At 72.8% G+C, this 26,899-nt stretch carries 25 protein-coding genes; 14 read left to right on the top strand and 11 right to left on the bottom strand.

Annotation, left to right across the window (positions count from 1 at the left end; genetic code table 11):
* The first annotated feature begins 7 nt into the window (after positions 1-7).
* From Psi01_RS14870 to Psi01_RS14890, 5 genes are all read left to right on the top strand, one after another.
* The gene (locus tag Psi01_RS14870; RefSeq protein ID WP_204064588.1) at positions 8-775 is read left to right on the top strand and encodes a CoA-transferase subunit beta; all 768 of its coding nucleotides are present in this window, start codon (positions 8-10) and stop codon (positions 773-775) included.
* On the top strand, positions 772-1,980 hold the full coding sequence (locus Psi01_RS14875) for a thiolase family protein (protein WP_204064589.1): 1,209 nt from the start codon (positions 772-774) through the stop codon (positions 1,978-1,980). Before Psi01_RS14870 ends, Psi01_RS14875 begins: the two co-directional genes overlap by 4 nt.
* 82 nt (positions 1,981-2,062) lie before the next feature.
* Entirely contained in the window at positions 2,063-3,427 is a 1,365-nt protein-coding gene (gene pcaB / locus Psi01_RS14880) for a 3-carboxy-cis,cis-muconate cycloisomerase (protein ID WP_204064590.1), read from the top strand.
* A gap of 54 nt (positions 3,428-3,481) precedes the next feature.
* Complete coding sequence (locus tag Psi01_RS14885) at positions 3,482-4,285, top strand: IclR family transcriptional regulator domain-containing protein (RefSeq protein ID WP_204064591.1); 804 nt, start codon at positions 3,482-3,484, stop codon at positions 4,283-4,285.
* 100 nt (positions 4,286-4,385) lie between these two features.
* Complete coding sequence (locus Psi01_RS14890) at positions 4,386-5,378, top strand: LacI family DNA-binding transcriptional regulator (RefSeq protein ID WP_373872494.1); 993 nt, start codon at positions 4,386-4,388, stop codon at positions 5,376-5,378.
* Positions 5,379-5,454: 76 nt separating this feature from the next.
* On the opposite strand, the gene Psi01_RS14895 is transcribed toward Psi01_RS14890, so the two are convergent.
* On the bottom strand, positions 5,455-6,399 hold the full coding sequence (locus Psi01_RS14895) for a GlxA family transcriptional regulator (protein WP_204064592.1): 945 nt from the start codon (positions 6,397-6,399) through the stop codon (positions 5,455-5,457).
* Between the two features lie 71 nt (positions 6,400-6,470).
* Here Psi01_RS14895 and Psi01_RS14900 point away from each other — a divergent pair, with 71 nt between their 5' ends.
* A complete protein-coding gene (locus Psi01_RS14900) occupies positions 6,471-7,361 on the top strand; it encodes a Rossmann-fold NAD(P)-binding domain-containing protein (protein ID WP_204064593.1) in 891 nt (296 codons plus the stop codon).
* A 20-nt stretch (positions 7,362-7,381) separates the two neighbouring features.
* Here Psi01_RS14900 and Psi01_RS14905 read toward each other — a convergent pair whose 3' ends face one another.
* Entirely contained in the window at positions 7,382-8,608 is a 1,227-nt protein-coding gene (locus tag Psi01_RS14905) for an MFS transporter (RefSeq protein ID WP_204064594.1), read from the bottom strand.
* 93 nt (positions 8,609-8,701) lie between these two features.
* Between Psi01_RS14905 and Psi01_RS14910 the strand changes: the two genes are divergently transcribed.
* Both Psi01_RS14910 and Psi01_RS14915 read left to right on the top strand, forming a co-directional pair.
* Positions 8,702-9,685 carry an ArsR family transcriptional regulator gene (locus Psi01_RS14910; RefSeq protein ID WP_239127681.1) on the top strand — a complete coding sequence of 328 codons (984 nt, stop codon included), beginning with the start codon at positions 8,702-8,704 and terminating at the stop codon, positions 9,683-9,685.
* Between the two features lie 187 nt (positions 9,686-9,872).
* Positions 9,873-10,136 (top strand): Csu type fimbrial protein, encoded by a 264-nt coding sequence (locus tag Psi01_RS14915; RefSeq protein ID WP_204064595.1) that lies wholly within the window; start codon positions 9,873-9,875, stop codon positions 10,134-10,136.
* A gap of 57 nt (positions 10,137-10,193) precedes the next feature.
* Here the strand turns inward: Psi01_RS14915 and Psi01_RS14920 are convergent, their stop codons facing one another.
* The 3 genes from Psi01_RS14920 to Psi01_RS14930 all read right to left on the bottom strand — a co-directional run bounded on the left by Psi01_RS14920 (position 10,194) and on the right by Psi01_RS14930 (position 13,366).
* On the bottom strand, positions 10,194-11,084 hold the full coding sequence (locus Psi01_RS14920) for a carbohydrate ABC transporter permease (RefSeq protein WP_204064596.1): 891 nt from the start codon (positions 11,082-11,084) through the stop codon (positions 10,194-10,196).
* Positions 11,081-11,968: a carbohydrate ABC transporter permease gene (locus Psi01_RS14925; protein ID WP_204064597.1), complete on the bottom strand. Its 888-nt coding sequence runs from the start codon at positions 11,966-11,968 to the stop codon at positions 11,081-11,083. The genes Psi01_RS14920 and Psi01_RS14925 overlap by 4 nt, the downstream gene beginning before the upstream one ends.
* A gap of 105 nt (positions 11,969-12,073) precedes the next feature.
* Positions 12,074-13,366 (bottom strand): ABC transporter substrate-binding protein, encoded by a 1,293-nt coding sequence (locus Psi01_RS14930; RefSeq protein WP_204064598.1) that lies wholly within the window; start codon positions 13,364-13,366, stop codon positions 12,074-12,076.
* 267 nt (positions 13,367-13,633) lie between these two features.
* Here Psi01_RS14930 and Psi01_RS14935 point away from each other — a divergent pair, with 267 nt between their 5' ends.
* Positions 13,634-15,547 carry an ABC transporter ATP-binding protein gene (locus tag Psi01_RS14935; protein WP_204064599.1) on the top strand — a complete coding sequence of 638 codons (1,914 nt, stop codon included), beginning with the start codon at positions 13,634-13,636 and terminating at the stop codon, positions 15,545-15,547.
* 118 nt (positions 15,548-15,665) lie between these two features.
* On the opposite strand, the gene Psi01_RS14940 is transcribed toward Psi01_RS14935, so the two are convergent.
* On the bottom strand, positions 15,666-17,114 hold the full coding sequence (locus tag Psi01_RS14940; protein WP_204064600.1) for a peptidoglycan D,D-transpeptidase FtsI family protein: 1,449 nt from the start codon (positions 17,112-17,114) through the stop codon (positions 15,666-15,668).
* Between the two features lie 238 nt (positions 17,115-17,352).
* Positions 17,353-17,721, bottom strand: a complete 369-nt coding sequence (locus Psi01_RS14945; protein ID WP_204064601.1) for a MerR family transcriptional regulator — start codon at positions 17,719-17,721, stop codon at positions 17,353-17,355.
* Between the two features lie 90 nt (positions 17,722-17,811).
* Between Psi01_RS14945 and Psi01_RS14950 the strand changes: the two genes are divergently transcribed.
* The gene (locus tag Psi01_RS14950) at positions 17,812-18,753 is read left to right on the top strand and encodes an aldo/keto reductase (protein WP_204064602.1); all 942 of its coding nucleotides are present in this window, start codon (positions 17,812-17,814) and stop codon (positions 18,751-18,753) included.
* Between the two features lie 26 nt (positions 18,754-18,779).
* On the opposite strand, the gene Psi01_RS14955 is transcribed toward Psi01_RS14950, so the two are convergent.
* A complete protein-coding gene (locus tag Psi01_RS14955) occupies positions 18,780-19,430 on the bottom strand; it encodes a TetR/AcrR family transcriptional regulator (protein ID WP_204064603.1) in 651 nt (216 codons plus the stop codon).
* A gap of 71 nt (positions 19,431-19,501) precedes the next feature.
* Here Psi01_RS14955 and Psi01_RS14960 point away from each other — a divergent pair, with 71 nt between their 5' ends.
* The 3 genes from Psi01_RS14960 (at position 19,502) to Psi01_RS14970 (ending at position 22,954) form a co-directional block, all read left to right on the top strand.
* Complete coding sequence (locus tag Psi01_RS14960; protein ID WP_204064604.1) at positions 19,502-20,824, top strand: GH1 family beta-glucosidase; 1,323 nt, start codon at positions 19,502-19,504, stop codon at positions 20,822-20,824.
* A gap of 86 nt (positions 20,825-20,910) precedes the next feature.
* Entirely contained in the window at positions 20,911-21,432 is a 522-nt protein-coding gene (locus Psi01_RS14965; RefSeq protein WP_204064605.1) for an SRPBCC family protein, read from the top strand.
* An 88-nt stretch (positions 21,433-21,520) separates the two neighbouring features.
* Entirely contained in the window at positions 21,521-22,954 is a 1,434-nt protein-coding gene (locus tag Psi01_RS14970) for a carboxylesterase/lipase family protein (RefSeq protein WP_204064606.1), read from the top strand.
* A gap of 245 nt (positions 22,955-23,199) precedes the next feature.
* Here Psi01_RS14970 and Psi01_RS14975 read toward each other — a convergent pair whose 3' ends face one another.
* The 3 genes from Psi01_RS14975 to Psi01_RS14985 all read right to left on the bottom strand — a co-directional run bounded on the left by Psi01_RS14975 (position 23,200) and on the right by Psi01_RS14985 (position 25,141).
* Complete coding sequence (locus Psi01_RS14975) at positions 23,200-23,589, bottom strand: nuclear transport factor 2 family protein (protein WP_204064607.1); 390 nt, start codon at positions 23,587-23,589, stop codon at positions 23,200-23,202.
* A gap of 165 nt (positions 23,590-23,754) precedes the next feature.
* Positions 23,755-23,961, bottom strand: coding sequence for a cold-shock protein (locus Psi01_RS14980; protein ID WP_204064608.1), 207 nt, complete (start codon positions 23,959-23,961; stop codon positions 23,755-23,757).
* Between the two features lie 268 nt (positions 23,962-24,229).
* Positions 24,230-25,141: a coiled-coil domain-containing protein gene (locus Psi01_RS14985; RefSeq protein WP_204064609.1), complete on the bottom strand. Its 912-nt coding sequence runs from the start codon at positions 25,139-25,141 to the stop codon at positions 24,230-24,232.
* A gap of 288 nt (positions 25,142-25,429) precedes the next feature.
* Between Psi01_RS14985 and Psi01_RS14990 the strand changes: the two genes are divergently transcribed.
* Entirely contained in the window at positions 25,430-26,863 is a 1,434-nt protein-coding gene (locus Psi01_RS14990; RefSeq protein WP_204064610.1) for an aldehyde dehydrogenase, read from the top strand.
* The last annotated feature ends 36 nt before the right edge of the window (positions 26,864-26,899 follow it).

Consider the following 26,899-nt stretch of genomic DNA (forward strand, 5'->3'; position numbering starts at 1 on the left):
GCTCCTCATGTCCGCCCCTTCCCCGCAGTCCTACACGGCCGACGAGATGATGACCGTGGCCGCCGCCCGGCGGCTGCGCGGCGGCTCGTGCTTCGTCGGCATCGGCCTGCCCAGCCTCGCCGCCAACCTCGCCCGCCGCACCCACGCCCCCGACCTCGTGCTCATCTACGAGTCCGGGACCATCGGCGCCAAGCCCGACCTGCCTCCCCTGTCCATCGGGGACGGGGTGCTGGCCGACACCGCCGACTCCGTCGTGAGCGTGCCGGAGATCTTCAACTACTGGCTCCAGCCCGGCCGCATCGACGTCGGCTTCCTCGGCGCGGCCCAGATCGACAGGTACGCCAACATCAACACGACCGTGATCGGCCCCTACGAGGACCCCAAGGTCCGCCTGCCCGGCGCGGGCGGGGCGCCGGAGATCGCCGCCTCCTGCGGCGAGGTGACGGTGATCGTACGGCAGAGCCCCCGGGCCTTCGTCGACCGCGTGGACTTCGTCACCTCGGTCGGCTTCGGCTCGGGCCCCGGCGACCGGGAGCGCCTGGGCCTGCGCGGCCGCGGGCCCCGTACGGTCATCACCGACCTGGGCATCCTCGAACCCGACCCCGTCACCTGCGAGCTGGTCCTCACCCACCTGCACCCGGGCGTCACCCTCGAGCGGGCCCGCGCCGCCACCGGCTGGGAGCTCGCCGCCGCCCCCGGCCTGCGCGAGACCGAGCCCCCCGCCGACCACGAGCTCGCCGCCCTGCGGGCCCTGACCGGAGGCCACAGATCATGAACGACGTCTTCATCCTCGACGCGGTCCGCACGCCCATCGGGCGGTACGGCGGCGCGCTGTCGGAGGTGCGCCCCGACGACCTCGCCGCGCACGTGGTGCGCGCCCTGCCGCAGCGCTCCCCCGGCCTCGACCCGGCCGCCGTCGACGACGTTTTCTTCGGCGCGGCCAACGGCGCCGGTGAGGACAACCGCAACGTCGCCCGGATGGCGGTCCTGCTCGCCGGGCTTCCGGTCACCGTCCCCGGCACCACCGTCAACCGGCTGTGCGGCTCGGGCCTGGAGGCCGCGATCGCCGCGAGCCGGGCGGTGGCCGTGGGCGACGCCTCGCTGGTGATCGCCGGTGGCTCGGAGTCGATGAGCCGGGCCCCGTGGGTCATGCCCAAGCCCTCGCGCGGGTTCGAGCGCGGCCCGCAGACCCTGCACGACACCGCCCTCGGCTGGCGCATGGTCAACCCCGCGATGCCGGCCGGGTGGACGGTGGCGCTGGGCGAGGGCGCGGAGATCCTCGCCGACCGCCACGGGATCACCCGCGAGGCCCAGGACGCCTTCGCCCTGCGCAGTCACCATCGCGCGGCGGCCGCCTGGGACGCCGGGGTCCTCACCGGCGAGGTGGTCCCGCTGGAGGTCCCCGCCGGGCGGTCCGGGACCGTGACCGTGGAGCGCGACGAGTCGATCAGGGCCGACACGACCATGGAGTCCCTGGCCCGGCTCAAGCCGGCCTTCCGCCCCGGCGGCACGGTCACCGCGGGCAACGCCTCCCCGCTGAACGACGGGGCCGCCGCCCTGCTCCTGGGCGACGAGGCGGGAGCCGCCCGGGCCGGGCGGGCGCCGCTGGCCCGGATCGTCTCGCGGGCCGCCACCGGCGTGGAGCCGCACCTGTTCGGGATCGGCCCGGTCGAGGCCGCCCGCACGGCGCTCAAGCGCGCGGGGCTGTCGTGGTCCGACCTGAGCGCGGTCGAGCTCAACGAGGCCTTCGCCGTCCAGTCCCTGGCCTGCCTGGCCGAGTGGCCCGACCTCGACCCGGAGATCGTCAACGTGCACGGCGGGGCCATCGCCCTGGGCCACCCCCTCGGCGCCTCCGGCGCCCGCATCCTGGGCACGCTCGCGCACGCCCTCCACCGGCGGGGCGGCGGGTACGGCCTGGCCGCCATCTGCATCGGCGTCGGTCAGGGTCTGGCCGTGGTTCTGGAGGGAATCCCCTCCTGAGGGGCCCGGGGACGCCGTTCCCCGGACCGCTTTTTCCAGGCAACGACTCACGACGACGACGCGCATCGCGCCGGAGGTGACCATGACCTCGTCGCAATCGGACGGGCTGTTCTCGGGGACTTTCTCCCGGGGTGGGGCGGCCGCGGAGGTGTCGGACTCCGGATGGCTGGCGGCGATGCTGGACGTCGAGGCCGCGCTGGCCGCCGCGCAGGCCGGGCTCGGCCTGATCCCCGCGGAGGCGGCGGAGGCGATCGGCAAGGCCTGCGACCCCGGCCTCTTCGACGTGGCCGGGCTGGGCCACCGGGCCGGACCGGCGGGCAACCCGGCGATCCCGCTGGTCGCCGCGCTACGCGAGCAGGTCGAGCCCGGCGTACGGCGGTTCGTGCACTACGGCGCGACCAGCCAGGACGTCAACGACACGGCCGCGATGCTGGTCGCCTGCCGCGCCCTCGTGCCGGTCCTGGCCGACCTGGAGGCCTCGGCCGAGGCGTGCGCCGGGCTGGCCGCCGGGCACCGCGACACCCCCATGGCCGGGCGCACCGTCCTGCAGCACGCCGTACCGATCACCTTCGGGCTGAAGGCGGCCGGCTGGCTGAGCGCGCTGGACCGGGCGCGGGCCCGGCTGGACGGGCTGAGCCTCCCCGTCCAGTACGGCGGGGCCGCCGGGACGCTGGCCGTCCTGGGCGAGCGCGGCCACGAGGTGCCGCCGCGCCTGGCGGCCGAGCTGGGCCTGGCCGAGCCCCTGCTGCCGTGGCACACCGACAGGAGCCCGGTCGCCGAGCTGGCCTGCGCCCTCGGCGTGGCCGCCGGGACGCTCGGCAAGATCGCCACCGATGTGAAGCTCCTGGCCCAGACCGAGGTCGCCGAGGTGGCCGAGCCGACGGCGCCCGGCAGGGGCGGCTCCAGCGCCATGCCGCACAAGCGCAACCCGGTGGGCGCGATGTCCGTGCTCGCCTGCGTCCAGCGGGTGCCCGGCCTGGTGGGATCGGTGCTCGCCGGGATGGCCCAGGAGCACGAGCGCGCGGCGGGGCCGTGGCAGGCCGAGTGGGAGACGCTGGGCGAGCTTCTGCGCCTGACCGGCTCGGCCGCCTGCTGGCTCCGCGAGGTGCTGGAAGGGCTTACGGTCGACGCCGACCGGATGCGCGCCAACCTGGACGCCACCCGGGGACTGCTGATGGCCGAGCGGGTCGTCGCCGCGCTCGGCGGCTCCCCCGCCGCCCGCGAACGGGTGGACGCCGCCTGCGCCCGGGCCGTCGAGGAGAACCTCTCCCTGCGCGACGCCCTCCTCGCCGATCCCGAGGGCGGCCTGTCCCCCGGGGAGCTGGACTCCGTGCTGGACCCCGCGGGCCACCTCGGCTCGGCCGGGGTCTTCGTCGACCGGACCCTCGCCCGGGCACGCGGCTGGGACCACGGCCACGGCCACGGGCACCGGCCCGCCGGAGCCTGAGGAGGCGGGAGCCTGCGGTGGCGTTAAGGTTCGATCGGAACGAGGAGGGCGCAGATGGTCGAGCCGGTTGACCGCAGCTCGGATCACGTGCAGTCGCTGGCCAGGGGGCTCGCGGTGATCCGGGCGTTCAGCGCGGCCGCGCCCGAGCTGACGCTCAGCGAGGTCGCCCGCGCCACGGGCCTGACCCGCGCGGCGGCCCGCAGGTTCCTGCTGACGTTGGTGGACCTCGGCTACGTGCGCACCGACGGGCGGCTGTTCGCCCTGTCCCCGCGCGTCCTTGAGCTCGGCTACGCCTACCTGTCCAGCCTCTCCCTGCCCGAGGTGGCCGAGCCGCACCTCGAACGGCTCGTCGCCGAGGTCCACGAGTCGGCCTCGGTGGCGGTGCTCGACGGCGAGGACGTCGTCTACGTCTCCCGGGTGGCGACCACCAGGATCATGCGGGTGACGATCAACATCGGCACCCGCTTCCCCGCCCACTGCACCTCGATGGGGCGGGTGCTGCTGGCCTGGCTGCCCCCGGACGAGCTCGACGCCTACCTGGAGCGCGCCGAGCTGCGCGCCTTCACCTCCAGGACCGTCACCGAGCCCGCCGTGCTCCGCGCCGAGCTGGCCAGGGTCCGCTCCCAGGGATGGTCGATGGTCGACCAGGAGCTGGAGGAGGGACTGCGCTCGATCGCCGTCCCGCTCAGGGAGCGCTCGGGCCGGGTGGCCGCGGCGATGAACGTCTCCTCCCACGCGAGCCGTACCACCGCCGAGTCCGCCCGGCGCGACCTGCTGCCGCACCTGCTGGCGACGGCCGCGCGGGTCGAGGCCGACCTGCACGCCACGGGCGCCAGGGGCACCGCGCTGTCCCGCTGAGCGTTCCCGTACGGTGGGAGCCGGATCTGGAGAGCGCTCCCCGGCGACGGGACCGGATGACAACGTTGTCCAGGGGCCCGGCCTGGGTGATGATCGGACGGTGGCAGACAGCATGCGGGGGCGTCCCACGATGAAGGACGTCGCCGCCGCGGCCGGGGTGGCGCTCAAGACCGTCTCGCGGGTCGTCAACGACGAGCCCGGAGTCAACCCGGCCACGGCCGAACGGGTGGTGGCCGCGATCGCGCAGCTCGGCTACCGGCGCAACGAGAGCGCCCGGGTGCTGCGCCGTGGCCGGACGGCCACCATCGGGCTGGTGATCGAGGACGTGGCCGACCCGTTCTACTCCGGGATGAGCCGCGCGGTGGAGGACGTGGCGCTCCGGCACGGTTCGCTGGTGCTCAGCGGCTCCTCCGGCGAGGACCCCCTGCGTGAGCGCGAGCTCGTGCTCACCTTCTGCGCGCGCCGGGTGGACGGGCTGATCATCGTCCCCGCCGGGACCGACCACGACTACCTGCTGCCCGAGCTCGACGCGGGCATCGCCGCCGTCTTCGCCGACCGGCCGGGCGGGCTGGAGGCCGACACCGTCATCTGCGACAACGCCGGCGGCGCGCACGCCGGGGTCGCCCACCTGATCCGGCACGGCCACCGCCGGATCGCCTTCCTCGGCGACAGCGCGTCCATCTTCACCGCGAGCGAGCGCCTGCGGGGTTACCGCCGGGCCCTGGCCGAGGCGGGCCTGCCCGCGAACGAGTCCCTGATCGCGATGGGTCCCGCCGACCGGGCCGGGGCCGCGCTGTGCGCGATGCTCGCCGCCGCCGACCCGCCCACGGCGGTCTTCACCGGCAACGGCCGGATCACCGTGGCCGCCCTGCGCACCGGCCACCGCCCGGCCCTGGTCGGCTTCGACGACTTCGAGCTGGCCGACGTGCTGACGCCCGGCGTGACCGTGGTGGCCCAGGCCCCGGACGGGCTCGGCCGTACCGCCGCCGAGATGCTCTTCCGCCGCATGTCCGGCGAGCCGGGCCCCGCCGAGCGGATCCAGCTGCCCACCCGCCTGATCCCCCGCGGCTCCGGAGAGATCCCGCCGCCCTGACCCGCTCCCCGTCCCGCGAGCCGGGAACCGCCGGAGGACCGAGACCGCGCTCAGCCCCGGCCACCCGGCGCCCGCCTCAGTGCTCCGGCCGGTGGAAGCTCGCCCGGTAGGCGCGGGGCGTGAGTCCCACCCGGCCGACCAGGTGCTTGCGCAGGGAGTCGGCGCTGCCCAGCCCGCTGCGCCAGGCGATCTCGTCCATCGCCAGGTCGGTGCTCTCCAGCAGTTCCCGCGCCCGGTCGACGCGCCGGTGCAGCAGCCACTGCAGCGGGCTGAGCCCGGTCTCGTCGCGGAAACGCCGGGTCAGGGTGCGCACGCTGGTGCCGGCGTGCGCCGCCAGGTCCTTCAGGGTCAGCGGGCGGTCCAGCCGGGCCAGCGCCCATGCCCGGGTCCCCGTCAGGGAGGTGCCGCGCTCGGGCGGCATCGGGGTCTCGATGTACTGGGCCTGGCCGCCCGGCCGCACCGGGGAGACGACCGCGGCCCTGGCCACCGCGTTGGCGGCGGCCGCCCCGCAGTCGAGCCGCACCAGGTGCAGGCACAGGTCGATGGCGGCGGCCGCGCCCGCCGAGGTCAGCACCTGACCGTCGTCGACGTAGAGCACGTCGGGCCGCACCTCGACCGTGGGATGGCGGGCGGCCAGCGTGGCGGCCAGCGCCCAGTGGGTGGTCGCCGGGCGGCCGTCCAGCAGGCCCGCCTGCGCCAGGGCGAAGGCGCCGGTGCACAGCGAGGCGATGCGCGCCCCGGCCGCGGCCGCCTCCCGCAGCGCCTCCAGCGCGTCCGGGTGGGCGGGCTCGCCGCCGCTGCCGACCGCGATCACGGTCCCGGCCCCGCGCACCGCCTCCAGACCGTCCGGGATGAACAGGTCGGGGCCGCCGGCCGTGGGCACGATGCCCGGCTCGGCGGTACACGCCCGGATGTCGTAGACCGGGGCGCCGTCGATCTCGACGCCGCCGAAGACCATGTACGGGATGGAGACGTCGAAGCTCATGACGGGCGTCACGACGACGAGGACGATGCGATGCATTGGCCAGATCTTCCGGATAGCTGTCATTCGGGCCACTGCCGCCAGCCTAGGGCGTCGGGCACCGTGGGGCCATGACCTTCCACGTGATCACCGGCGCCGGTGCCGCCGCGACCCGCACCGCCCTGCTGCTCGCCGCCGAGGGCGAGCGAGTCAAGATCGTCAGCCGCAGCGGCGCCGGGCCCGAGCACCCGCTGGTCGAGAGGGTGGCCGCGGACGCCGGCGACGCCGACCGGCTCACCGGACTGCTGGAGGGGGCGGCCACGCTGTTCGGTTGCGCCGCGCCGCCGTACCACCGCTGGCTCCAGGAGTTCCCGGCGCTGGCGGGCGGGATGCTGACCGCCGCGGCGCGCACCGGCGTGCGTTACGTCATGCTGGGCAACCTGTACGGCTACGGCCTCGTCGACGGCCCGGTCCACCCGGAGCTGCCGCTGCGGGCGACCGGGCCGAAGGGCGCGTTGCGGGCCCGCCTGTGGCAGGAGGCCGCCGCCTCCGGCGTCCGGGTCACCGAGGTGCGGGCCGCGCAGTTCTACGGCGCCGGCGCGGTGTCGGTCTTCAGCCTCATGGTCCAGCCCCGGGTGCTGGCCGGCGCGTTCGCCCTGGTCCCGCAGGAGCCGGACCTGCCGCACAGCTACTCCTCCATCGGCGACACCGCCCGCGCGCTGGTCGCCGCGGGCCGCGACGACCGCTCCTGGGGACGCGCCTGGCACGTGCCGGTCGTCACGCCGTCGGCGCGCGAACTGGCCGCCCGGCTGGCCGGACTGGCCGGCGCGCCCGCGCCCCGGCTGGAGCAGCTGACCGAGCGGGACCTGGCGCTGCTGGCGCTGACCGACCCGTTCTGGGCGGAGCTCGACGAGGTGCTGGAGACCCCCGGCCTGCCGTACGTCTCCGACTTCACCGACACCGAGAAGATCCTCGGCGTCACGGCCACCCCGGTGGACGAGGTCCTGGCCGAACTGCTCTGACCGCGAAGGCCCGGCCCGCCTCATTCACGGGCGCCGTGAGGCCCGGCCGGGTCCCACCGCAGCGAGCGGCGCAGGACGAGGGAGCCGAGGATCACCGCGACTCCCGCCAGGGCCATCGCCGAGTGCGGCGCCGTGAGCTCGGCGGCCAGCCCGGTCAGCGCGGCGCCCGCCGCCTGGCCGGTCATCATCCCCGCCGACACCAGCCCGAACGCCTGTCCCCTGATCGGTTCGGGCGTCACGTCCACGAACCGCCGCTGCAGCCCGAGGCTGTAGGAGCCACCGGCCGCCGCGGCGAGTACGGCGATGGCCACCGTGCCCGCGAGCCCCGGCCGCAGGACGAACCCGAGCAGCGGCACGCCCGCCGCCACCGCCAGGGGCAGGGCCAGCCGCTCCCGTCCCCGCGGGGACACCAGGCGGCCGACCGCGACGTTGCCCAGGGCCAGGCCGAGCGAGGCGGCGGCGAGCGCGAGCCCCGCCGTACCGCCCAGGTACGGGATGAACACGGCCTCCGCCCCCGTCACGAACGACACCGGCAGCCACTGGGCCAGCAGCAGCCCGCGTACCCGCGCGTCGGCCAGCAGGGCCCGGTTGGCGCGCAGGGTCTCCCGTACGGCCCCGCCCGCGCCCTTCCCCCGCGCGGGGATGTCGCCGAGCCCGAACCGCAGGACCAGCGCGGCACCGGCCGACAGCCCCGCGGTGATCACCAGCGCCCCGCCGGGACCCGCGGCGGCGAGCACGCCGCCGCCCAGCGCTAGCCCGCCGACCTGCGCCCCGGCGGCCGTGAGGGTCAGCACCGACCGGCCCAGCACGAACGCGTCGCCCGGCAGCAGCTCGGGCAGCAGCGCGGTGCGGGCCGCCCCGAAGACCGGGGAGAACAGGCCGGTGCCGAGCACCAGCGCGAGCATCGCCCAGACCGGGAAGTCAGGGACGGCCAGCAGCAGGCAGGTCGCCGCCCGGAGCAGTTCTCCGGCGATCATCAACGCCCGGGGACGGATCCGGTCGGCCAGCGAGAGCAGGAAGGTGCCGCCTGCGATGTACGGCAGGAAGCCCAGCATGTACGCCGCCGCCGACAGGCCGGGCGACCCGGTCCGCGCGTGCACCAGCGCCGCCAGTGCCAGCATCTTCACCTGGTCGCCGGCGACCAGGAGCGCGAAGCTGCCGAACAGCACCCGGAACTCGCCGACCGCGAAGAGCTCGCGGTAGGTCGCCCCGCGTCCCGCCGCGCAGATGTCTTCCGTAGAGGCCATGGGCACGATGCTGGGACGGCGCGGCACACCGCCCTAAGCTTTCGGATATTTCCGAAACGTCACCCGTCAGGAGGCGAGGGCGGAAGGAGGCCGGTGAACTACCGCATCGAGGTCAGCTCCCGGGACATCATGGCCAGCAGGTTCGTCGTCTCCAAGCTCATCATGACCAAGACCGCGCTCTGGGTGCTGTCCGGCAAGAAGGAGGCCGGGCCGTGGCGGGCCTGGGCCGACCGCGTGCGGGAGCCGTACGGGCGCCTGCTGGCCACCGAGCCGGGGCTGCCGGCGATGACGGCGCTGTTCCGGGACCACCGCTACAACGCCGACTTCCCCGCGCCGCCGCCGACCGGGGTGAACCCGCCGATCGAGGAGGAGCTCGCGGTCGTGCGGGCCACGCCGCTCGCTCAGGCGCACGACGAGATCGCCCGGAACCTGGAGGGGATGCCACGGCCGCCGGAGGCCGTCCTGGAGATCCTGTTCTCCCCGGACGTCGTGACCCTGTTCGCCGACGCCCTCCGGCGGGCCTGGGAGGAGATCGTCGCCCCCGCCTGGCCGCGCTTCCACGCGATCCTGGAGCGGGACGTCATCCAGCGGGCCGGGCGGCTGGCGGCGTACGGCTGGGCCGCGGCCCTGGACGACCTGGCGCCCAAGGTGCGCTGGCACCCCGACGGCGTCATCGAGGTCCGCTCCACCACCGACGAGACCTACCGCCTCGACGGCCGGGGCGTGCTGTTCGTGCCGACGGTCTTCCCCACCGGGGTCGGCTCCTACTTCGAGCACGCCTGGCCGTACGCGCTCACCTATCCGGCGCGCGGCGCCGCGATCCCGCACGAGCCCGCGGACGGCCTGTCCGAGCTGATCGGCCGGACCCGCGCCCGCGTCCTGCTCGAACTCGCCGTCCCGGCCACCACCACCCGGCTCACCGCCCTGCTCGGCCTGGGCCTGGGCACCGTGGGCGGCCACCTGGCGGCGCTGCGCCGGGCGGGCCTGGTGGCGAGCGCCCGCACCGGCCGGAGCGTCCTCTATCACCGCACCGCCCTGGGAGACGCCCTGGCCGCCGCCGACCCCGGCGGCCCGTGACCGGGCCCGGCGGCGCACCGGGAATTGCATTTTCCCGGGGTCGCTGTGAATCGTGGGATCGGAGGGATAAACTCAATTGATCGGCTCGGTGCCCGGCGAAAACGAATGTCGCGAGTGCGCATTACTGCATAGAGCGGAATTAACCGGCTTCCTATGGTGAGGATCCACCTCACGGAAGGAAGAGATCATGCGCAAGCTTCTCGCGAGCATCGCCCTCGCCGCTTCGCTGGTCCTCGCCGGTCTGGCCGCCAGTGCTCCCGCCCAGGCGAGCACCGCCACCACCACCGGTGCCGTCACGATCAGCGAGACCGCCGGCTGCCCCCACGGCTACTACTGGCACAAGCACTGGTACAAGAAGTGGTACAAGGGCGGCCACTGGTGGAAGGGGCACTACCACAAGAAGGGCCACTGGCACTACCACTACAAGTGGCACTGCCACAAGAAGGGCTGAGCCCTCCAAAGAAAAGGCCCGCCGGCATTCCGATCGGCGGGCCTTTTTTCGCGCGCCTCAGCCCTTCAGGGAACCGGCCATCAGGCCGCGCATGAAGAAACGGCCGAGGAGGACGTAGACGATCATGGTGGGGACCGATGCGAGCAGGGCGGCGGCCATCTGCTGGCTGTAGGGGACGGTCTGGGCTCCGGCGATGTTGTTGAGCATGACCGTGGTGGGCCAGCTCTGCGGGCCGGTGAGGAAGACGGCGAACAGGAAGTCGTTCCACAGCGCGGTGAACTGCCAGATGATCACGACCGCGAAGGCCGGGCCGGACAGCGGCAGCATGATCGACCGGTAGGTCCGCAGCATCGTGGCGCCGTCCACCCGCGCGGCCTCGATGACCTCGTCGGGGATGGTGACGTAGTAGTTGCGGAAGATCAGCGTGCAGATCGGGATGCCGTACACCACGTGCGCGAGGACCAGGCCGGGGATGCCGCCGTAGAAGACCCCGTTCAGCCCGGTGATCTCGTTGAGGTTCACCAGGAGCTGGACGAGCGGGATCATGACGCCCTGGTAGGGGATGAACATCCCGAACAGGAACAGCGTGAAGACGATGTCCGCCCCGGGGAAGCGCCACTTCGACAGCACGTAGCCGTTCATCGAGCCGAGGGCCGCCGAGATCAGCGCCCCGGGCACGGTCAGCAGCACGCTGTTCCAGATGCCCGGCGCGAGCTTCTCCCACGCCACCCGCCACGGCTCGAACGTCCACGTCTCCGGCAGGGCCCAGGCCCGGGACGGGTCGGCCTCGGTCAGCGGCTTGAAGCTGGTGACCAGCAGCACGTAGACCGGGGTCAGGAAGATCAGGACGAAGGCGAGCAGCACGACCAGCCGGACGCCGCGCGTCCACTGCACCCGGCGGGCCGCCCGCTCGTGGGCTCCCCGGGTCCGTACGGCGGTGGCCGTCATGACCGCCTCTCCTTCCGCAGCGACCAGACGAGATAGGGGATGACGAAGATGCTCACCGCGATCACGATGTAGGCGGCGATGGTGGCGCCCTTGGCCGGGTCGTGGGAGTCGAAGACCGCCACCCACATGAAGACCGCGGGCACGTCGGTGATGATCTGCTTGCCGGAGACCGCGACGATCAGGTCGAAGGCCTTCAGCGAGATGTGGCCGAGGATGATCAGCGCCGACAGGGTGACCGGGCGCAGCAGCGGCAGCACGACGTGCCGGTAGACCTGCCACTCGGTGCAGCCGTCCACCCGGGCGGCCTCGCGCAGATCATCCGGCACGCCCCGGAACCCCGCCAGGAACAGTGCCATGACATATCCGGACATTTGCCAGATCGCCGGGATGGCCATGGCCGCCATCCCCCAGTCCTGGTCCCGGAACCACTGCCACTGCAGCGACTCCAGCCCCACGACCTCGAAGAGCCGGTTCAGCCCGACCGCCCGCTCCCCGATGCCGGAGTTCATCAGCCAGCGCCAGACGACCCCGGTCGCCACGAACGAGATCGCCATCGGGAACAGATAGATCGCCCGGAGGGTCCCCTCGCCCCGCAGCCCCTTCTCCATCAGGAAGGCCAGCAGCCAGCCCAGCGCGAGCGCCCCACCCACGAACACCACGGTGAAGACGATCGCGTGGTTGACCGACAGGGACCAGCGCTGCTGGTCCCAGATCCCGGTGAAGTTCTCCAGCCCGACGAAGCTGCCCTCGGAGACCTCGTCGTGTTTGTCGGTCATCGCCAGCCGGAAGTTCCAGCCGAGCATGCCGTACACGAAGACGGCGATGGCCACGATCGACGGCGACACCAGCAACAGGCCGGGCAACCACCTGCGCGCACGCGTCAACTGACATCCCTTCCCTGGTCACGGCCCGCGCCCGGCGGGCGCGGGCGCCCGGAGTCCACCCGGCGCCGGAGGCCGGCGTCCCCCGGCGGGGACGCCGGCCGGGGGTCACTGACCGGAGTTCTTAGCGGCGTCGGCCAGCGCGGTCTGCAGCGCCGCCACGTCCTTGGACTGCTGGAACAGGCCGACCGCCTCGTTGATCGCGGTCCGCCAGGCGTCGTTGACCGTCACGCCGTGCTGGATGGAGCCGGCGAGCTTGTTGCTGCCCCAGTCCTTCAGGGCGTCGGCCAGGTAGTCGGTGTACAGCGAGGTGTCGGCGTCCTTGCGGGCCGGGATCGAGCCCTTCTTCGGGTTGAAGGCGTCCTGGCCCTCCTTGCTCGCGGCCACCTTCAGCCAGGCCACGGCCCCGTCGCGGTTGGGCGCGCCCTTGGGCAGGGTGAAGCTGTCCGACAGCCACATGAACGTGCCGCCGGTGCCGGGCGAGGGCGCCCAGTCGAAGTCGGTCTTGGACTTCTTGCCCAGACCGCCGTCCGGCGGGTTGTGGAAGTAGCCGTAGGCCCAGTCGCCCATGATGTTGAAGGCGGCCTCGCCGTCGGCCACCTGCTTGGCGGCCGGCTGCCAGTCGTCCTGCGGGTCGCCGGCGTACGACATGATCGTCTTGAAGTCGTTGAGCGCCTTGGTCATCGCCGGGCCCGACCAGTCGGAGTTCGCGGTCCACAGCTGGTTGTAGGCCTCGGTGCCGAGCGAGCCGAGCAGCACGCTCTCCAGCAGGTGCACGGCCGTCCACTCCGAGCCGATCGAGAGCGGGACCTTGCCCGCCTGCTTGACCTTCTCCAGCGCCGCGACGAACTCCTCGATCGTGCCGGGCACCTCGGTGACGCCCGCCTCCTTCAGCACGCCGGGGTTGAACCACATCACGTTGGAGCGGTGGATGTTCACCGGCACCGAGTAGATCTGGCCGCCCACGCTGATCTGGTCGACGAGCTGCTGCGGGAAGACGTCCTTCAGCTTCAGCTCGTCGTAGAGGAAGTTGACCGGCTCCAGGTCACCGGCCTTGATGTAGCCCTGCAGCTCGGCGCCCGCGTGCCCCTGGAAGGTGTCGGGCGGGGTGTCGGCCTGGAGCTTGGAGGTCAGCAGGGCCCGCGCCTTGTCGCCCGATCCGCCGGCCACCGCCGCGTCGAAGAACGTCAGGCCGGGGTTCTGCTTCTCGAAGATCTCCTTCATGGCCTGCAGGCCGTCGGCCTCGCCGGGCCCGGTCCACCAGGAGAAGACCTCCACCTTCTTGGCCGCGTCCGCCTGCGGGCTCTGTGCGGCGCCTTCCTCTCCGCCGCCACCGCACGCGGTCAGCGTCAGCATGCCCGCCACGGTGACCGCGACGGCCGCCATCCACCGTCGTCGCATAGCTTCAGTCCCTCCTGGGTCGTCGTTCCGGCGCAGTGCGCCGCGTTCCCCCGAGAAAGGTGACAACGTTGTCAGTAGGGCAATCAACCCACCTCGCACCGAGCGGCGTCAAGGTGTGTGCGGATAACGTCTACGCCACACAGTCCGGCAATCCTCGGGAAACCTCCCAAAGCACAAGAAACCCATCCGCCTCCGCCGTACCGGCGGTTCGGCCGGGTGGGTAATAAGCCGTGGCGGACTGTCGGTGGCGCCGCTCACACTGCTGGTATGGCGGACACCCCCTCGGGCGCCTCCCCCGACGTCCCCCCGGCCTCCCCCTCCGACCCCGACCCCCAGATCGGCGAGCTGAACCTCTCCGACTGGCACGCCCACGCCGACAAGATGGCCGGCGTCGGCTTCCTGACCATCGCCCGGCGGCTGCCCGCGCTCATCGCCCAGGCCGTACGGCTGGCCTGGCGGGCCAGTCCCCGCGACACCCTCACCACGATCGTCCTGAGCACGCTCGGCGGCGTCTTCACCGCGTTCGGGCTGCTGGCCACGACCGGTGTCCTGTCGGCCCTGTTCGAGGCGGGTCCCACCCCCGAGCGGGTCAGGGCCGCCCTGCCCTCCCTGATCCTGGTGGGCGTGGCCGCCACCCTGCGCACGCTGGTGCAGGCGGGCGCGGGCTGGGCGCAGTCCCGCCTCGACCCGCAGGTCAGCAGGATCGCCGAGGAGCGGCTGTACGGCCTGACCAGCCAGGTCGAGCTGGCCTCCTTCGACGACCCCGACTTCCACGACGCGCTGCAGCGGGCCAGGACCCGGGGCGTGGCCATGGCCGACGCGGTGGTGAGCATGGCCGTCGACGTGCTGACGGCGGCCATCGGCATCGCGGCCGCCGCGGGCGTGCTCGGCGTCCTGCACCCGGTGCTCCTGCCCCTGCTGGTGCTCGCCGTCCTGCCCGACGCCTGGGCCGCCGTCCGGGCGGCGCGCATGCGCTACACCACGATGTACGCCCTGATCCCCGCGCACCGCCGCAAGTGGATCATCGCCGAGCTGCTGGCCGACCGCGAGCCGGCCGCCGAGGTGCGCTCGTTCACCATGCGCGGCTTCCTGATGCGGATGTACGACGCGGTCTCCCGGGCCGAGCAGGCCATCCTGCTGAAGCTGGCGCGGCGGCAGACGGTGGCGAGGCTGGTCGGCGAGGGGCTCAGCGGCGTGGGCACGGCCGTGGTCTACGTCGCGCTCGGCCTGCTGCTGGCCGTCGGGGCGGTGCCGCTGGCCGTGGCGGGCACCGCGGTGCTGGCCATCCAGTCGGGCAAGGGCTCCCTGCAGAACCTGATGTACGCCACCAACCGCCTCTACGAGGAGGGGCTCTACTTCACCGACTTCCTCGACTTCTGCGCCGACGCCGAGACCCGGCTGATCAGAGCGAGGACGAAGCGGGCCCCCGCGTCGTTCGAGCGGATCGCCGTCGACGACGTCACCTTCACCTACCCGGGAGCCGACGACCCGGCGCTGAAGGGGGTCACGATCCACATCGACCGCGGCGAGGTCATCGCCCTCGTCGGCGAGAACGGCTCGGGCAAGACCACCCTGGCCAAGATCCTGTCCGGTCTCTACGCACCGGACAGCGGGCGCGTCCGGTGGGACGACACCGACCTGGCCGAGGTCGACCCCGACCTGCTCCGCCGGAACATCGCGGTCATCGCCCAGGACCACACCCGCTGGCCGCTGACCGCCAAGCACAACATCGACATGGGCACCGACAAGGGCGAGCCGGCCCTGGCGGCGGCGGCCGAGGTCGCCGGGGCCGACCAGGTGGTGGCCGAGCTGCCCTACGGCTACAACACCCTGCTCGACCGCCGCTTCAAGGACGGCCAGGAGCTGTCGGGCGGCCAGTGGCAGCGGATCGCGGTCGCCCGCGGCTTCCACCGCGACGCTCCCCTGCTGATCTGCGACGAGCCCACCGCGGCCCTCGACGCCCGCGCCGAGCACGCCCTGTTCGAGCGCATCCGGCGCCACTCCGACGGCCGGACCGTCCTGCTCATCACCCACCGGCTGGCCAGCGTGCGCTACGCCGACCGGATCTACGTCCTGGACCACGGCAAGGTCACCGAGCAGGGCACCCACGCCCGCCTCATGGACCTGGGCGGCCTGTACGCCGAGCTCTACACCCTGCAGTCCCGCGCCTACTCGGCCTGACCGCCGCACCCGTGCCCGCGCCCGCTCCGGTACGGCGACCGCCCACGCCCGGTACGCCTCGTCCGCGCTACGTCCGGCACGCCCCGGCCGGCGCTCCCGGACCGCGCGACCGGCGTCCCTACCGCAGTACGGCCCGCATGATCGCCCGCGCGATGGGAGCCGCGACCCGGCCGCCCGACCCGCCGCCCTCCACGACGATCCCCACCGCCACCCGGGGGGATCCGACCGGGGCGAAGCCGGTGAAGACGGCGTGGTCCCTCCGGCCCGCGGCGCTCTCCGCGGTCCCGGTCTTGGCCGCCACCGCGACACCCGGGATGGCGGCCGCCGTACCGGTGCCGCCCGGCCGGGTGACGGTCGCCATCATCACGGCGAGCCGTTCGGCGTCGCCCGTGCCCAGCGCGCGGCGGTACTCCGCGGGCTCGGTCTCGCCGATCACCGTGCCGTCGTCGAGGCGGACCTCCCGCACCAGGTGGGGCCGCATGAGCGAGCCGCCGTTGGCGACGGCCGCCGAGATCATCGCGAGCATGAGCGGGGTGACCCGGTCGTCGAACTGCCCGACCGCCGACATCGCGGTCTGCGCGAGGTCCATCCCGGCCGGGTAGACGCTCCGGGCCACGGGCATCGGCACGGCGAGGTCGTCGGCGTTGAACCCGAACGCCTCGGCCTGCTCGCGCAGCGCGTCCTGGCCGAGCTCGACCCCGAGCTTGGCGAAGGGGGTGTTGCAGGAGGTCTTGAACGCGTAGGCGAGCGAGGGCAGACCGTTGCCGCAGGAGGACCCGTGCGCGTTGCGCAGCTGCACCGAGGTGCCCGGCAGGCGGACCGCCAGGGGCGCGCTGACGCTCTCCTCGGGCCCGTGCCCGGCGGCGATCGCGGCCGCCCCGGTGATGACCTTGAAGGTGGAGCCGGGCGGGTAGTTGCGCTGGATCGCCCGGTTGAGCATCGGCTCGGCGGGGTCGGCCTGCAGCCGGGCGTCGGCCCGTTCGAGGTCCTCGACGTCGAAGGTCGTGTAGACGTTCGGATCGTAGGAGGGGAAGGAGACCATCGCCAGGATGGCGCCGGTGACCGGGTCGATCGCGACCGCGGCCCCGGGCCGCCCGGTCGCCCGCAGTCCCTCGTAGGCGGCGCGCTGGGCCGCGCCGTCGATCGTGAGCACGACCGTGGCGCCCGCCGCCGCGCCGCCCATGATCGAGCGCACCATGACCCGGGGGTCGGTCCCGGAGAGCACGGTCTCCTCGGCCCGTTCGAGGCCGGTGGCGCCGTAGCGCGACAGGTGGCCGGTGACCGGCGCGTAGAGCGGGCCGGCCGGATAGACCCGCCGGTACCGGTAGGTGCCGCCGGTCTCCCGGCCGGTGGCCACGACGGTGCCGTCGCGCAGCACGATCTCGCCCATGGCCCGGTCGAAGCGGGCGATGAGCGGACGCCGGTTGTCGGGGTTCTCCCGCAGCCGGGCGGCGTCGAACACCTGGATGTAGGTGGCCTTGCCCAGCAGCGCGAACAGCAGCACCGCGCACACCACGGCGAGATGCCGCAGCGGGGCGTTGATCCTGCGCGTGCGCGCGGCGGCCATGCTCCCTCCCCGGTCCGGGCGCCCTTCCGGGTCCCGGTTATCCGGTCTAACACCCGGGACTGAAAGGGACACCCGCCCCCGGGCAAAGCCCCCGTTCGGGGCACTACGGGCAAGAGTTCCGAGGAGAGAGCATTGCGGGCGAGAACACCGCGGGCCGCGCCGAGGAGCGGGAAGGCACGGGCCGTACCGCAGGGTCAGAAGGGCCCCGCGGGCCGTACCGCGGGGTCGGCAGGACGGGTCAGCAGGACACCGAGCGGTAGTAACCGATCTTGTTGCGGATCGCCGTCTGCTTCTCCCTCAGGTTGGCCACCTGGGCCTCCACCCTGCGGTCGTGGGCCTCCAGCAGGGCGATCCGGTCGGAAATGGTGTGCTCTCCCTTGCGGACCAGCTCGGCGAAGCGGAGCATCTCGGCGATCGGCATCCCGGTGTCCCGCAGGCAGCGGATCATCCCGAGCCAGCCGATGTCCTCCTGGGTGAAACGGCGCTGCCCCGCGGCGTTGCGGCCGATCGGCTCCAGCAGCCCGATGCGCTCGTAGTAGCGCAGAGTGTCAAGGCTGAACCCGGTCTCTTCTGACACCTGTCCCGGCGTGTACACACTCGTGCTCATGTCCGGCAGCATCCCACCTGGAGTCGGCTCCAGGTCAAGCCCGCCGGACGCCTTGACATGGAGTTCACTCCAGCTTCCAGGCTGGGTCCCATGACGCACATCCCTCTCGCTTTGGGCACCATCCCCTTCGGCACCACCGTCGACGACCGCACCGCTTTCGCGATCATGGACCGGTTCTCCGAGGCCGGTGGCGCCATCCTCGACACCTCGAACAACTACCCGTTCTGGGTCGACGGAGCGACCGGCGACGAGAGCGAGCTGGCGATCGGCCGCTGGCTGGCGGCGCGGACCGGCCGCCGCGACCGGATCGTGGTGAGCACCAAGTGCGGCGCCCGGCCGACCGTCCCCGGCGACCGCACCCTGGACTCCGCCGAGGGCCTGTCCGCGCAGGCCGTCAGGACCGCGGCGGAGGGCAGCCTGCGGCGGCTGGGGACCGACCGCGTCGACGTCTACTGGGCGCACACGGAGGACCGGTCGGTCCCGCTGGAGGAGACCCTCGGCGCGTTCGACGAGCTGGTCCGGGCGGGCAAGGTCCGCGAGATCGGCGCCAGCAACATGCCCGCCTGGCGGCTCGAGCGGGCCCGGGCCCTCTCCCGCGCGAACGGCTGGACGCCCTACACCCACCTCCAGCTCCGTCACTCCTACGTACGGCCCCGCCCGGACGCCCCGCTGCGGTCCGCCGGGCACACGCTGGTCAACGACGACACCCTCGACTACGTGCGGCAGGAGCCGGGCCTGTCGCTGTGGGCCTACAGCACGCTGATGAACGGCGGCTTCACCCGCGAGGACCGTCCCTTCGAGGAGGCCTTCGACCACCCCGGCACCACCCGCCGCGTGGCCGTGCTGCGCGAGGTCGCCGCCGAGGTGGGCGCCACCCTCAACCAGGTCGTGCTGGCCTGGCTGATCGGCGGCTCGCCGGCCGTCGTCCCGATCGTCGGCGTGAGCACCGCGGAGCAGCTGGAGGAGATGCTCGGAGCCCTCGACGTCAAGCTCGACGACGAGCTGCGCGCCCGCCTGGACTCCGCGCGCTGACGGACTCCGGGAGTGCTCGGGGCTCCCTAGGAGACGTGCCCGGACAGATAGCGCCGGACCAGGTGCTTGCACTCGGCGATCAGCTCGGGGTCGCCGTCCGGCAGCGTGCGGAAGGCCAGTTTGAGCACCGCGTCGGCGGCCTCGACCGCGACGACGAGCGCCCGGTCCAGCCGCGGCCCCCCGGGGGCGCCGAGCAGCTCCACGATGACCGCGCGGAGCCGGTCGGCCACGACGATGTTGTTCTCCAGCGCCGAGTCGAGCATCCGCTCGGTCCCCTTGAGCGCGGGACCGCCCGGCGCGGAGAGCACCTCGCCGAAGTCGACGACGCCGAACCCGGGGGTGGACCGCTTCATGGCGACGAACTCGTCGATCGCCAGGTCCACCATCCCGGTCCAGTCGGACGGCCCGGCGTCGGAGATCCTGGTGGTGATCCGGTCGAGGAAGGCCTCCAGGTTGCGCAGGGCCAGCGCGCGCACCAGCCCCTGCTTGTCCGGGAAGAACTGGTAGAACGTCCCGATCGGGACCTCCGCGCGGCGTGCGACCTCCTTGGTGGTCAGCGCCTCGTATCCGACCTCGTCCAGCAGCCTCGCGCACTCGTCCAGCATCCGCTCGACGCGCTCGACGCTGCGTCGCTGAGCGGGTCGACGGCGCAGGGTTCCCCCGGAGACGTTCGTCATGTCTCCATCATTCCCTACGGAGGCGACCCGGCGGCTAACATGAGCAGTACTCATACCATCGGGAGGTCAGGATGTTCCTCTGGGGTACGGCTACCGCCTCCTACCAGATCGAGGGCGCCGTGACCGAGGACGGCCGCGGCCCCTCCGTCTGGGACACCTTCGCGCACGAACCCGGCCGCGTCCGCGACGGCCACACCGGCGACGTCGCCTGTGACCACTACCACCGCTGGCCCGAGGACCTGGCGCTGATGGCCGGCCTGGGCGCGGGCTCCTACCGCTTCTCCGTCGCCTGGCCGCGGGTGCAGCCCGACGGCCGGGGACCGGTCAACCGGGCGGGGCTGGACTTCTACGACCGGCTGGTGGACGGGCTGTGCGAGCGGGGCATCGTCCCGGCCGTGACGCTGTTCCACTGGGACCTCCCCCAGGCGCTGGAGGACGCCGGCGGCTGGCTCGCCCGCGACACCGCCCACCGCTTCGCCGAGTACGCCGCCGCGGTGGCCGGCCGGCTCGCCGACCGGGTCCCGATGTGGATCACCCTGAACGAGCCCTTCGTCCACATGGCCTACGGCTACGCGATGGGGATCCACGCGCCGGGCAGGGCCCTGCTCACCGGCGCCCTGCCCGCCGCCCATCACCAGCTGCTCGGGCACGGCCTGGCCGTGGCGGCGCTGCGGGCGGGCGGCGCGGAGCGGGTGCTGATCACCAACAACTGCACCCCGGTCCGGCCGGCCTCCGACGACCCGGCCGACCTGGCCGCCGCCGACGCCTACGACATCCTGCACAACCGCCTGTTCAACGACCCGGTCCTGCTCGGCCGCTATCCCGACCTGGCACCGTACGGCACGACCCTCGACTGCGTCCGCGACGGCGACCTCGACCTGATCTCCGCCCCGCTCGACGGCCTCGGGATCAACTACTACAACCCCACCCGGATCGCCGCACCCACCGCCGAGGGCCTGCCGTTCACCGACGCCGGGATCACCGGGTACCCCGTCACCGCCTTCGGCTGGCCCGTCGTCCCCGACGGCCTGCGCGAGCTCCTGACCGGCCTGAAGGCCCGGTACGGCGACGCCCTGCCGCCGGTCTACATCACCGAGAACGGCTGCTCCCAGCCCGACGAGGTCGGCCCCGACGGGAACGTCGACGACCAGGCCAGGATCTCCTACCTCGACGGGCACATCAGGGCCGCCGAGCAGGCCGCGGCCGAGGGCGTGGACGTGCGCGGCTACTACGTGTGGTCGCTGCTGGACAACTTCGAGTGGGCCGAGGGCTACCACCAGCGGTTCGGCCTGGTCCACGTCGACTTCGCCACGCAGCGGCGCACGCCCAAGGCCTCCTACCACTGGTTCCGCAAGCGCATCGAGGAGGGCTTCGGGCTGGAACCGGAGCGGTAACCCGAAAAGAGAGCACTGCTCTTGACTGTCGCCGGATCGCGGGAGAGCATTGCTCTCGAACGGAATCGCCGATCCGAGGAGCCGTCATGGCGCTCAAGCTGTTCTATTCCGGCCCGTCGCTGAACGTCCTGCACGAGGAGTACGCCGCCCTGGGCCGCGTAGACCCGCGCGCCCAGCTGGTCTCCTCCTCCAGCCTCGTCGTCGGCGCGCCGGTGGAGCGGGTGTGGGAGGTCATGGCCGACCTCGCCTCGTGGCCGTCGTGGGCCTCCGGCCTGGAGATCGCCGAGCTCGGCGACGTGCGGCCCGGCGCGCCGTTCCGGTGGAGGCTCAACGGCGTCGCGATCCGGTCGCGGTTCGCCGTGGTGGCCGCCGGGCGGGAACTGACCTGGACGGGTGTGTTCCTCGGCTACAAGGCGGTGGACCGGCACGTACTGGAGCCGCTGGAGGACGGGCGCACCCGGGTCACCGTCGAGGAGTCCCTCGCCGGTCCGCTGCTCCCCCTCTTCTACGGCGAGCGCAAGCTCCGCGCCAACCACGAACGCTGGCTGTCCGACCTGAGGTCCGCCGTCGAGACCGCCCGGACCCCGAGTCCCCTGGCGGGCCCCTAACCAGATCCCCAGCCAGGTCCCCAGTCGGATCTCCAGCCGGATCCCGGCCGCGTTTGCCCGGGATCGGCGCGGGCCGTACCGTCCTGACATGATCGACACTGTGGTGAGGACCGTCCGGGGGGCGGTCCGGGGACTGCGTGAGGACGGCGTCGTCTCGTTCAGGGGGATCCCGTTCGCCGCCGCCCCGCAGGGTCCGCTGCGCTTCCGCGCGCCCGCGCCGGCGCCCGCCTGGGACGGGGTGCGCGACGCCCTGGCGTTCGGGACCGCGGTGCCGCAGCCGCCGGCGGCGCCGGGCGTGCCCCCGGCGTGGAAACCGGGCGACGGCGTGGACTGCCTGACGCTGAACGTCTGGACCCCGGACCCGGGCGCCTCGGGGCTGCCGGTCATGGTGTGGATCCACGGCGGGGCGTGGCGGATCGGCTGGTCGGGGATGCCGCAGTTCGACGGCGCCACGCTGGCCCGTTCGGGGGTCGTGGTGGTGACCTTCAACTACCGGCTGGGCTTCGAGGGGTTCGGCCGGGTGCCGGGCGCCCCGGACAACCGGGGACTGCTCGACCAGATCGCGGCGCTGGAGTGGGTACGGGAAAGTGTCGCGGCCTTCGGCGGCGACCCCCGCAACGTCACCGTGTTCGGCCAGTCCGCGGGCGCGGCCTCGGCCGTCCTGCTGCTGGCCGCGCCCGCCGCCCGGGGCCTGTTCCGGCGGGCCATCGCGCAGAGCGTCCCGGCCGGTCACCAGAGCCCCGCCGAGGCCGAGCGGGCCACCGCGGCGCTGGCCGCGGCGGCCGGGGTGCCCGCCACCTGGGAGGGGCTGTCGTCCCTGTCACCCGAGGCGGTGCTGGCCGCGCAGGAGGCGCCGCAGGCCGGTCCCCGGGCGGGAGGCGGGGCGTTCGGGCCGGTCGTCGACGGAGACCTGGTCACCGGCCCGCCCTGGCAGGCGCTGCACGCGGAGGCGTGCCGGGACACCGAGCTGGTCTGCGGGTTCACCCACGAGGAGTACCGGGGGTTCCCTCCGGTGGCCGACCCGTCCACCGTCGACCTGGCGGCCGTCGCGCAGGTGTTCGGGCTCGGCCCGGAGGCGGCCGACGCCTATCGCGCAGCCCATCCCGGCGCCGCCGACGCCGAGGTGTTCACGGTGATGATGTCCGACGCGCTGGGCCGGATGCCGACGACGCGGGTGGCCGAGGCGCACGCGCGGGCCGGCGGCCGTACCTGGCTGTACGACTTCGCCTGGCAGGGACCGGTCCTCGGCGCCGGTCACGGCGTGGACGTGCCGTTCACCTTCGGCAACGGTGACAACCGCTTCGCGGCCCGTTTCCTCGGCTCCCCGCCGCCCGCCGGCTTCGCCGCCCTGTCGGAGCGGATCCGCACGGCCTGGACCTCCTTCGCCGCCACCGGCGACCCGGGCTGGCCCCGCTTCGACCTCGACCGCCGCATGACCCACGTCTGGGACACCGTCCCCTCCGACGCGGCCGACCCCCTGGCGGACTCCCGCCGCATCTGGGAGGGTGCCGCACCACACTGATCCGTACCGGCCCGATGTTCCCCGCCGATCACCGGGTTCCTCGCCACCGATCACCGGGTCGGCGTGTCCAGGCCGGCCGTACTCAGGCCCGCCCGTGTTCGGGCCGGCCGCGTTCGGGCCGACCGTGCTTAGCCGTCTGTGCTTAGCCGTCTGTGCTCAGGCCACTCGTGTTCAGCCCGGCATGTTCGGGCCACTCGTGTTCGGGCTAGCCGTCCTCAGGCCGCCCGTGTTCAGGCCGCCCGTGTTCAGCCCGCCGGGCTGGCGTGGGCGGCCACGATGCGCCAGCCGTACCGCTCGGTGTGCGCCCAGGTGCGGGTGTAGCGCAGCCTCCCGGCGAACGGCTCGCCCGCGAACGTGCCCTCCAGCGTGCCCAGGAAGCAGGTCACCCCGGTGGTGCCCGCGACGACCACGGTGAGCTCCTCCTCGGTGACCTCGGTCATGACCTGCGTGCGCGAGCGGTGGTTGTGCAGGTCGAGTTCCTTGGCCCCGGTGTGCAGCCGCCCGTCCGGCGGCCCGGTGAAGACCAGCCGCTCGTCCAGCAGCCGGTCCAGCTCCTCGACGTCCCCGGCGAGCTGCGCCGCCTGCAGGCGCCTCTCGGCCTCGTACAGCTCCTCCGTGAGCGTCCGCTCGTCCATGAGAACTCCGTTTCTCGGGTGAGCCCGCGGCGGGGCCCGCGCCGCCGCCCCGCCCGCAGTACATCACGGCGATCTCCGGCGCCGGCGATGAGGGCCCGAGGTCCCCGAGGAAACGGATCAGGCCCGCACCGGAGGGGTGCGGGCCTGATCAGTGACGATGCCGTGTCAGGCGGAGACGATGTTCTCCGCCTGAGGGCCCTTCTGGCCCTGGGTGACGTCGAAGGACACCTTCTGGCCCTCCTGGAGCTCGCGGTAGCCGCCCTGGGAGACGATGTTGGAGTAGTGGGCGAAGACGTCGGCGCCGCCGCCGTCCTGCTCGATGAAGCCGAAGCCCTTTTCCGCGTTGAACCACTTCACGGTGCCAGTAGCCATGTCGATCTCCTTGACAGGTGCAGAACCGGAATCCGCACCGTGCGAATCCCGCATCGCTGCGATAAGCCCACCCGGGAAGACCGGAAAACAAAACGCACCCGACGACATCGACCGTCGGGCGCACACAAGTTCTTCATGGGTACCACAACTGCAACTGCGTCCAACCTAGCACAGATGACGACGCGATGTGCACACCCTTTCACCGTCCGTCCAGACGCCCCCCGGCGCGGCCGCCCTTCCAGAACACCGGCTCCCGGAACGTCGGCCCTCAGAACATCGAGATGTGAACATGATCGATGTGGTTGGCCGTGTTGCCGCCGCGGTTGGACATCAGGCGCCAGCCGGCGCCCGTGCGGACGTCGTAGTAGCGCTGCTGCCAGATGATGTACATCACCCCGAGGCGCTGGCCGTTGTCGATGGCCCACTGGGCCAGGCGGTCGCCGCGGGCCTTGGCGTCGGCGGTGGGGACGCGGCCGCCGCTGCTCATCATGAAGTCGCAGGCCCGGCCGCTGCCGTGGTCGCCGGGGTCGCCGGGGCGCAGGCAGCCGTAGCCGTAGGGCATGGGGAAGTTCTGCAGCACCAGGTTGCGCATCGTGACCGTGCGGGCGGTCAGGCCGCCGCTGCCGGAGGGGGTCTGGAAGCCGTACTTGGCCAGGAGCGTCTCGATCTTGACGCGGTCCTTCTTGAGCTTCTCGATGTCCTTCTTGAGCTCGACGATCTCGGACTCGGCCGCCTTCTCGGCCTTGGCGGCGTCCTTGATCAGCTCTTTCACCCTGGTGAGCTGGGTGGCCCGCTCGCTGGCCAGGTGGGACATGGTGGCCGCCTGACTGAGGGCGATGGAGGCGTCGCCCTGGAAGCTGAACAGCGTGCCGCTGTCCAGTTCGCCGCCCATGTAGGCGGTCTGCGCGAAGCGCACGACGTCGGTCTCCGCGGTGGCCAGCGCGGCCTTCAGGCGCTTGGCCGTGTCGGTGGCCTTCTTGGCCTTGACCCGGGCGTCCTCGAGGCTCTGGACCTGGCCGCGGTACTCCTTGTTGAGCTTGCCGGCCTCCTGGGTCAGCCTGCGCAGCTCGGCCTCGGGATCGGGTCTGACGATCTGTCCCGCGCTCGCTCCCGCCATCGCCGGGGTCAGAAGCAGCGCGGTGAGCAGGGCGCCCAGCATCGCCAGGCGGCTTGATCTCACGCCTCGCTCACCTCCAGAGCCCCCCTCATGGACGGAGCGAAACTATAGAAGACGATCTTGGTGTCCGCCACCGGAACGGGGGAACCCATGCACCGTTGACGAACTATCTACCAGTTTGTCACGGTTTAAACAAACGCCACCGGCGCCGATCCCTCTTGTCATGGCAGATAGAACATGATTCGGTCTCACCAATGGCGGGTCTTGTGGAGCCCCCCTCCAGCGGTGAGACTATCCAAGCAAGCACTCGTTCAAATCACGACTCCGGCCCGCCCACCAGGAGGCAACATCATGCGTCAGCACGACACGCTGTTCATCGGGGGCGACTGGGTGGCCCCCGCGGGCACCGCGACCATCGAGGTCATCTCCCCGCACACCGAGGAGGTCGTCGGCCGGGTCCCCGACGGCACCCCCGCCGACATGGACCGCGCGGTGGCCGCCGCGCGCCAGGCGTTCGACCACGGTCCCTGGCCCCGGATGACGATGGCCGAGCGCTCCGCCGTCGTGGCCGGGCTGGCCGAGCTCTACGCCGCCCGCCAGGGCGAGATGGCCGAGATCATCACCGAGGAGATGGGCTCGCCCATCACCTTCTCCCAGATGGCCCAGGCCCCCCAGCCGCTGGGCATGCTGCAGTACTACTCCGAGCTCGGCAAGACCTTCCCCGTCGAGGAGGAGCGTCCCGGCACGTTCGGCCCGGTGGTCGTACGGCGTGAGCCGGTCGGCGTGGTCGCCGCCGTCGTCCCGTGGAACGTCCCGCAGTTCGTCATCATGATCAAGCTGGCTCCCGCCCTCGTCGCGGGCTGCACGGTCGTGATCAAGCCCGCGCCGGAGACGCCGCTGGACTCCTACCTGCTGGCCGAGATGGTCAAGGAGGCCGGCATCCCCGACGGCGTCGTCAACATCGTCGCCGCCGGGCGCGAGGCCGGCGAGCACCTCGTCTCCCACCCGGACGTGGACAAGGTCGCCTTCACCGGCTCCACCGCGGCCGGCCGCCGCATCGCGAGCATCTGCGGCGAGCAGCTCAAGCGCTACACCCTGGAACTCGGCGGCAAGTCCGCCGCGATCATCCTGGACGACTGCGACCTGTCGTCCGCGATGGGCTTCCTGTCCATCGCCTCGCTGATGAACAACGGTCAGGCCTGCGTCGCCCAGACCCGGATCCTGGCCTCCCGCAACCGCTACGACGAGGTCGTGGACGCCGTCGCCTCGATGGTGCGCAACATGCCCGTCGGCGACCCCGCGGACCCGGCCACCGGCATCGGGCCCCTGGTGGCCAAGCGCCAGCAGGAGCGGGTCGAGGGCTACATCAAGCTCGGCATCGAGGAGGGCGCCAAGCCCGTGGTCGGCGGCCTGGAGCGCCCCTACGACCGCGGCTGGTACGTCGCCCCCACCGTCTTCGCCGGCGCGACCAACGAGATGCGCATCGCCCGCGAGGAGATCTTCGGCCCGGTCCTGGCCGTGATCCCCTACGAGGACGAGGCCGACGCCATCCGCATCGCCAACGACAGCGACTACGGCCTGGCCGGCACCGTGTGGACGGCCGACGTCGAGCACGGCATGGACGTGGCCCGCCAGGTCCGCACCGGCACCTACGGCGTCAACCTCTTCATGATCGAGAACAGCTCCCCGTTCGGCGGCTTCAAGAGCAGCGGCCTCGGCCGCGAGCTCGGGCCCGAGGGCCTGGCCGCCTACCTGGAGTACAAGTCCATCGCCCGCCTGGGCTGAGATCAGAAGGAAAGTGCCGGTACGGCTCACGCGGAG

The sequence above is a fragment of the Paraplanobispora siamensis genome (assembly GCF_016863175.1).
GTDB classification, from domain to species: Bacteria; Actinomycetota; Actinomycetes; order Streptosporangiales; family Streptosporangiaceae; genus Planobispora; species Planobispora siamensis.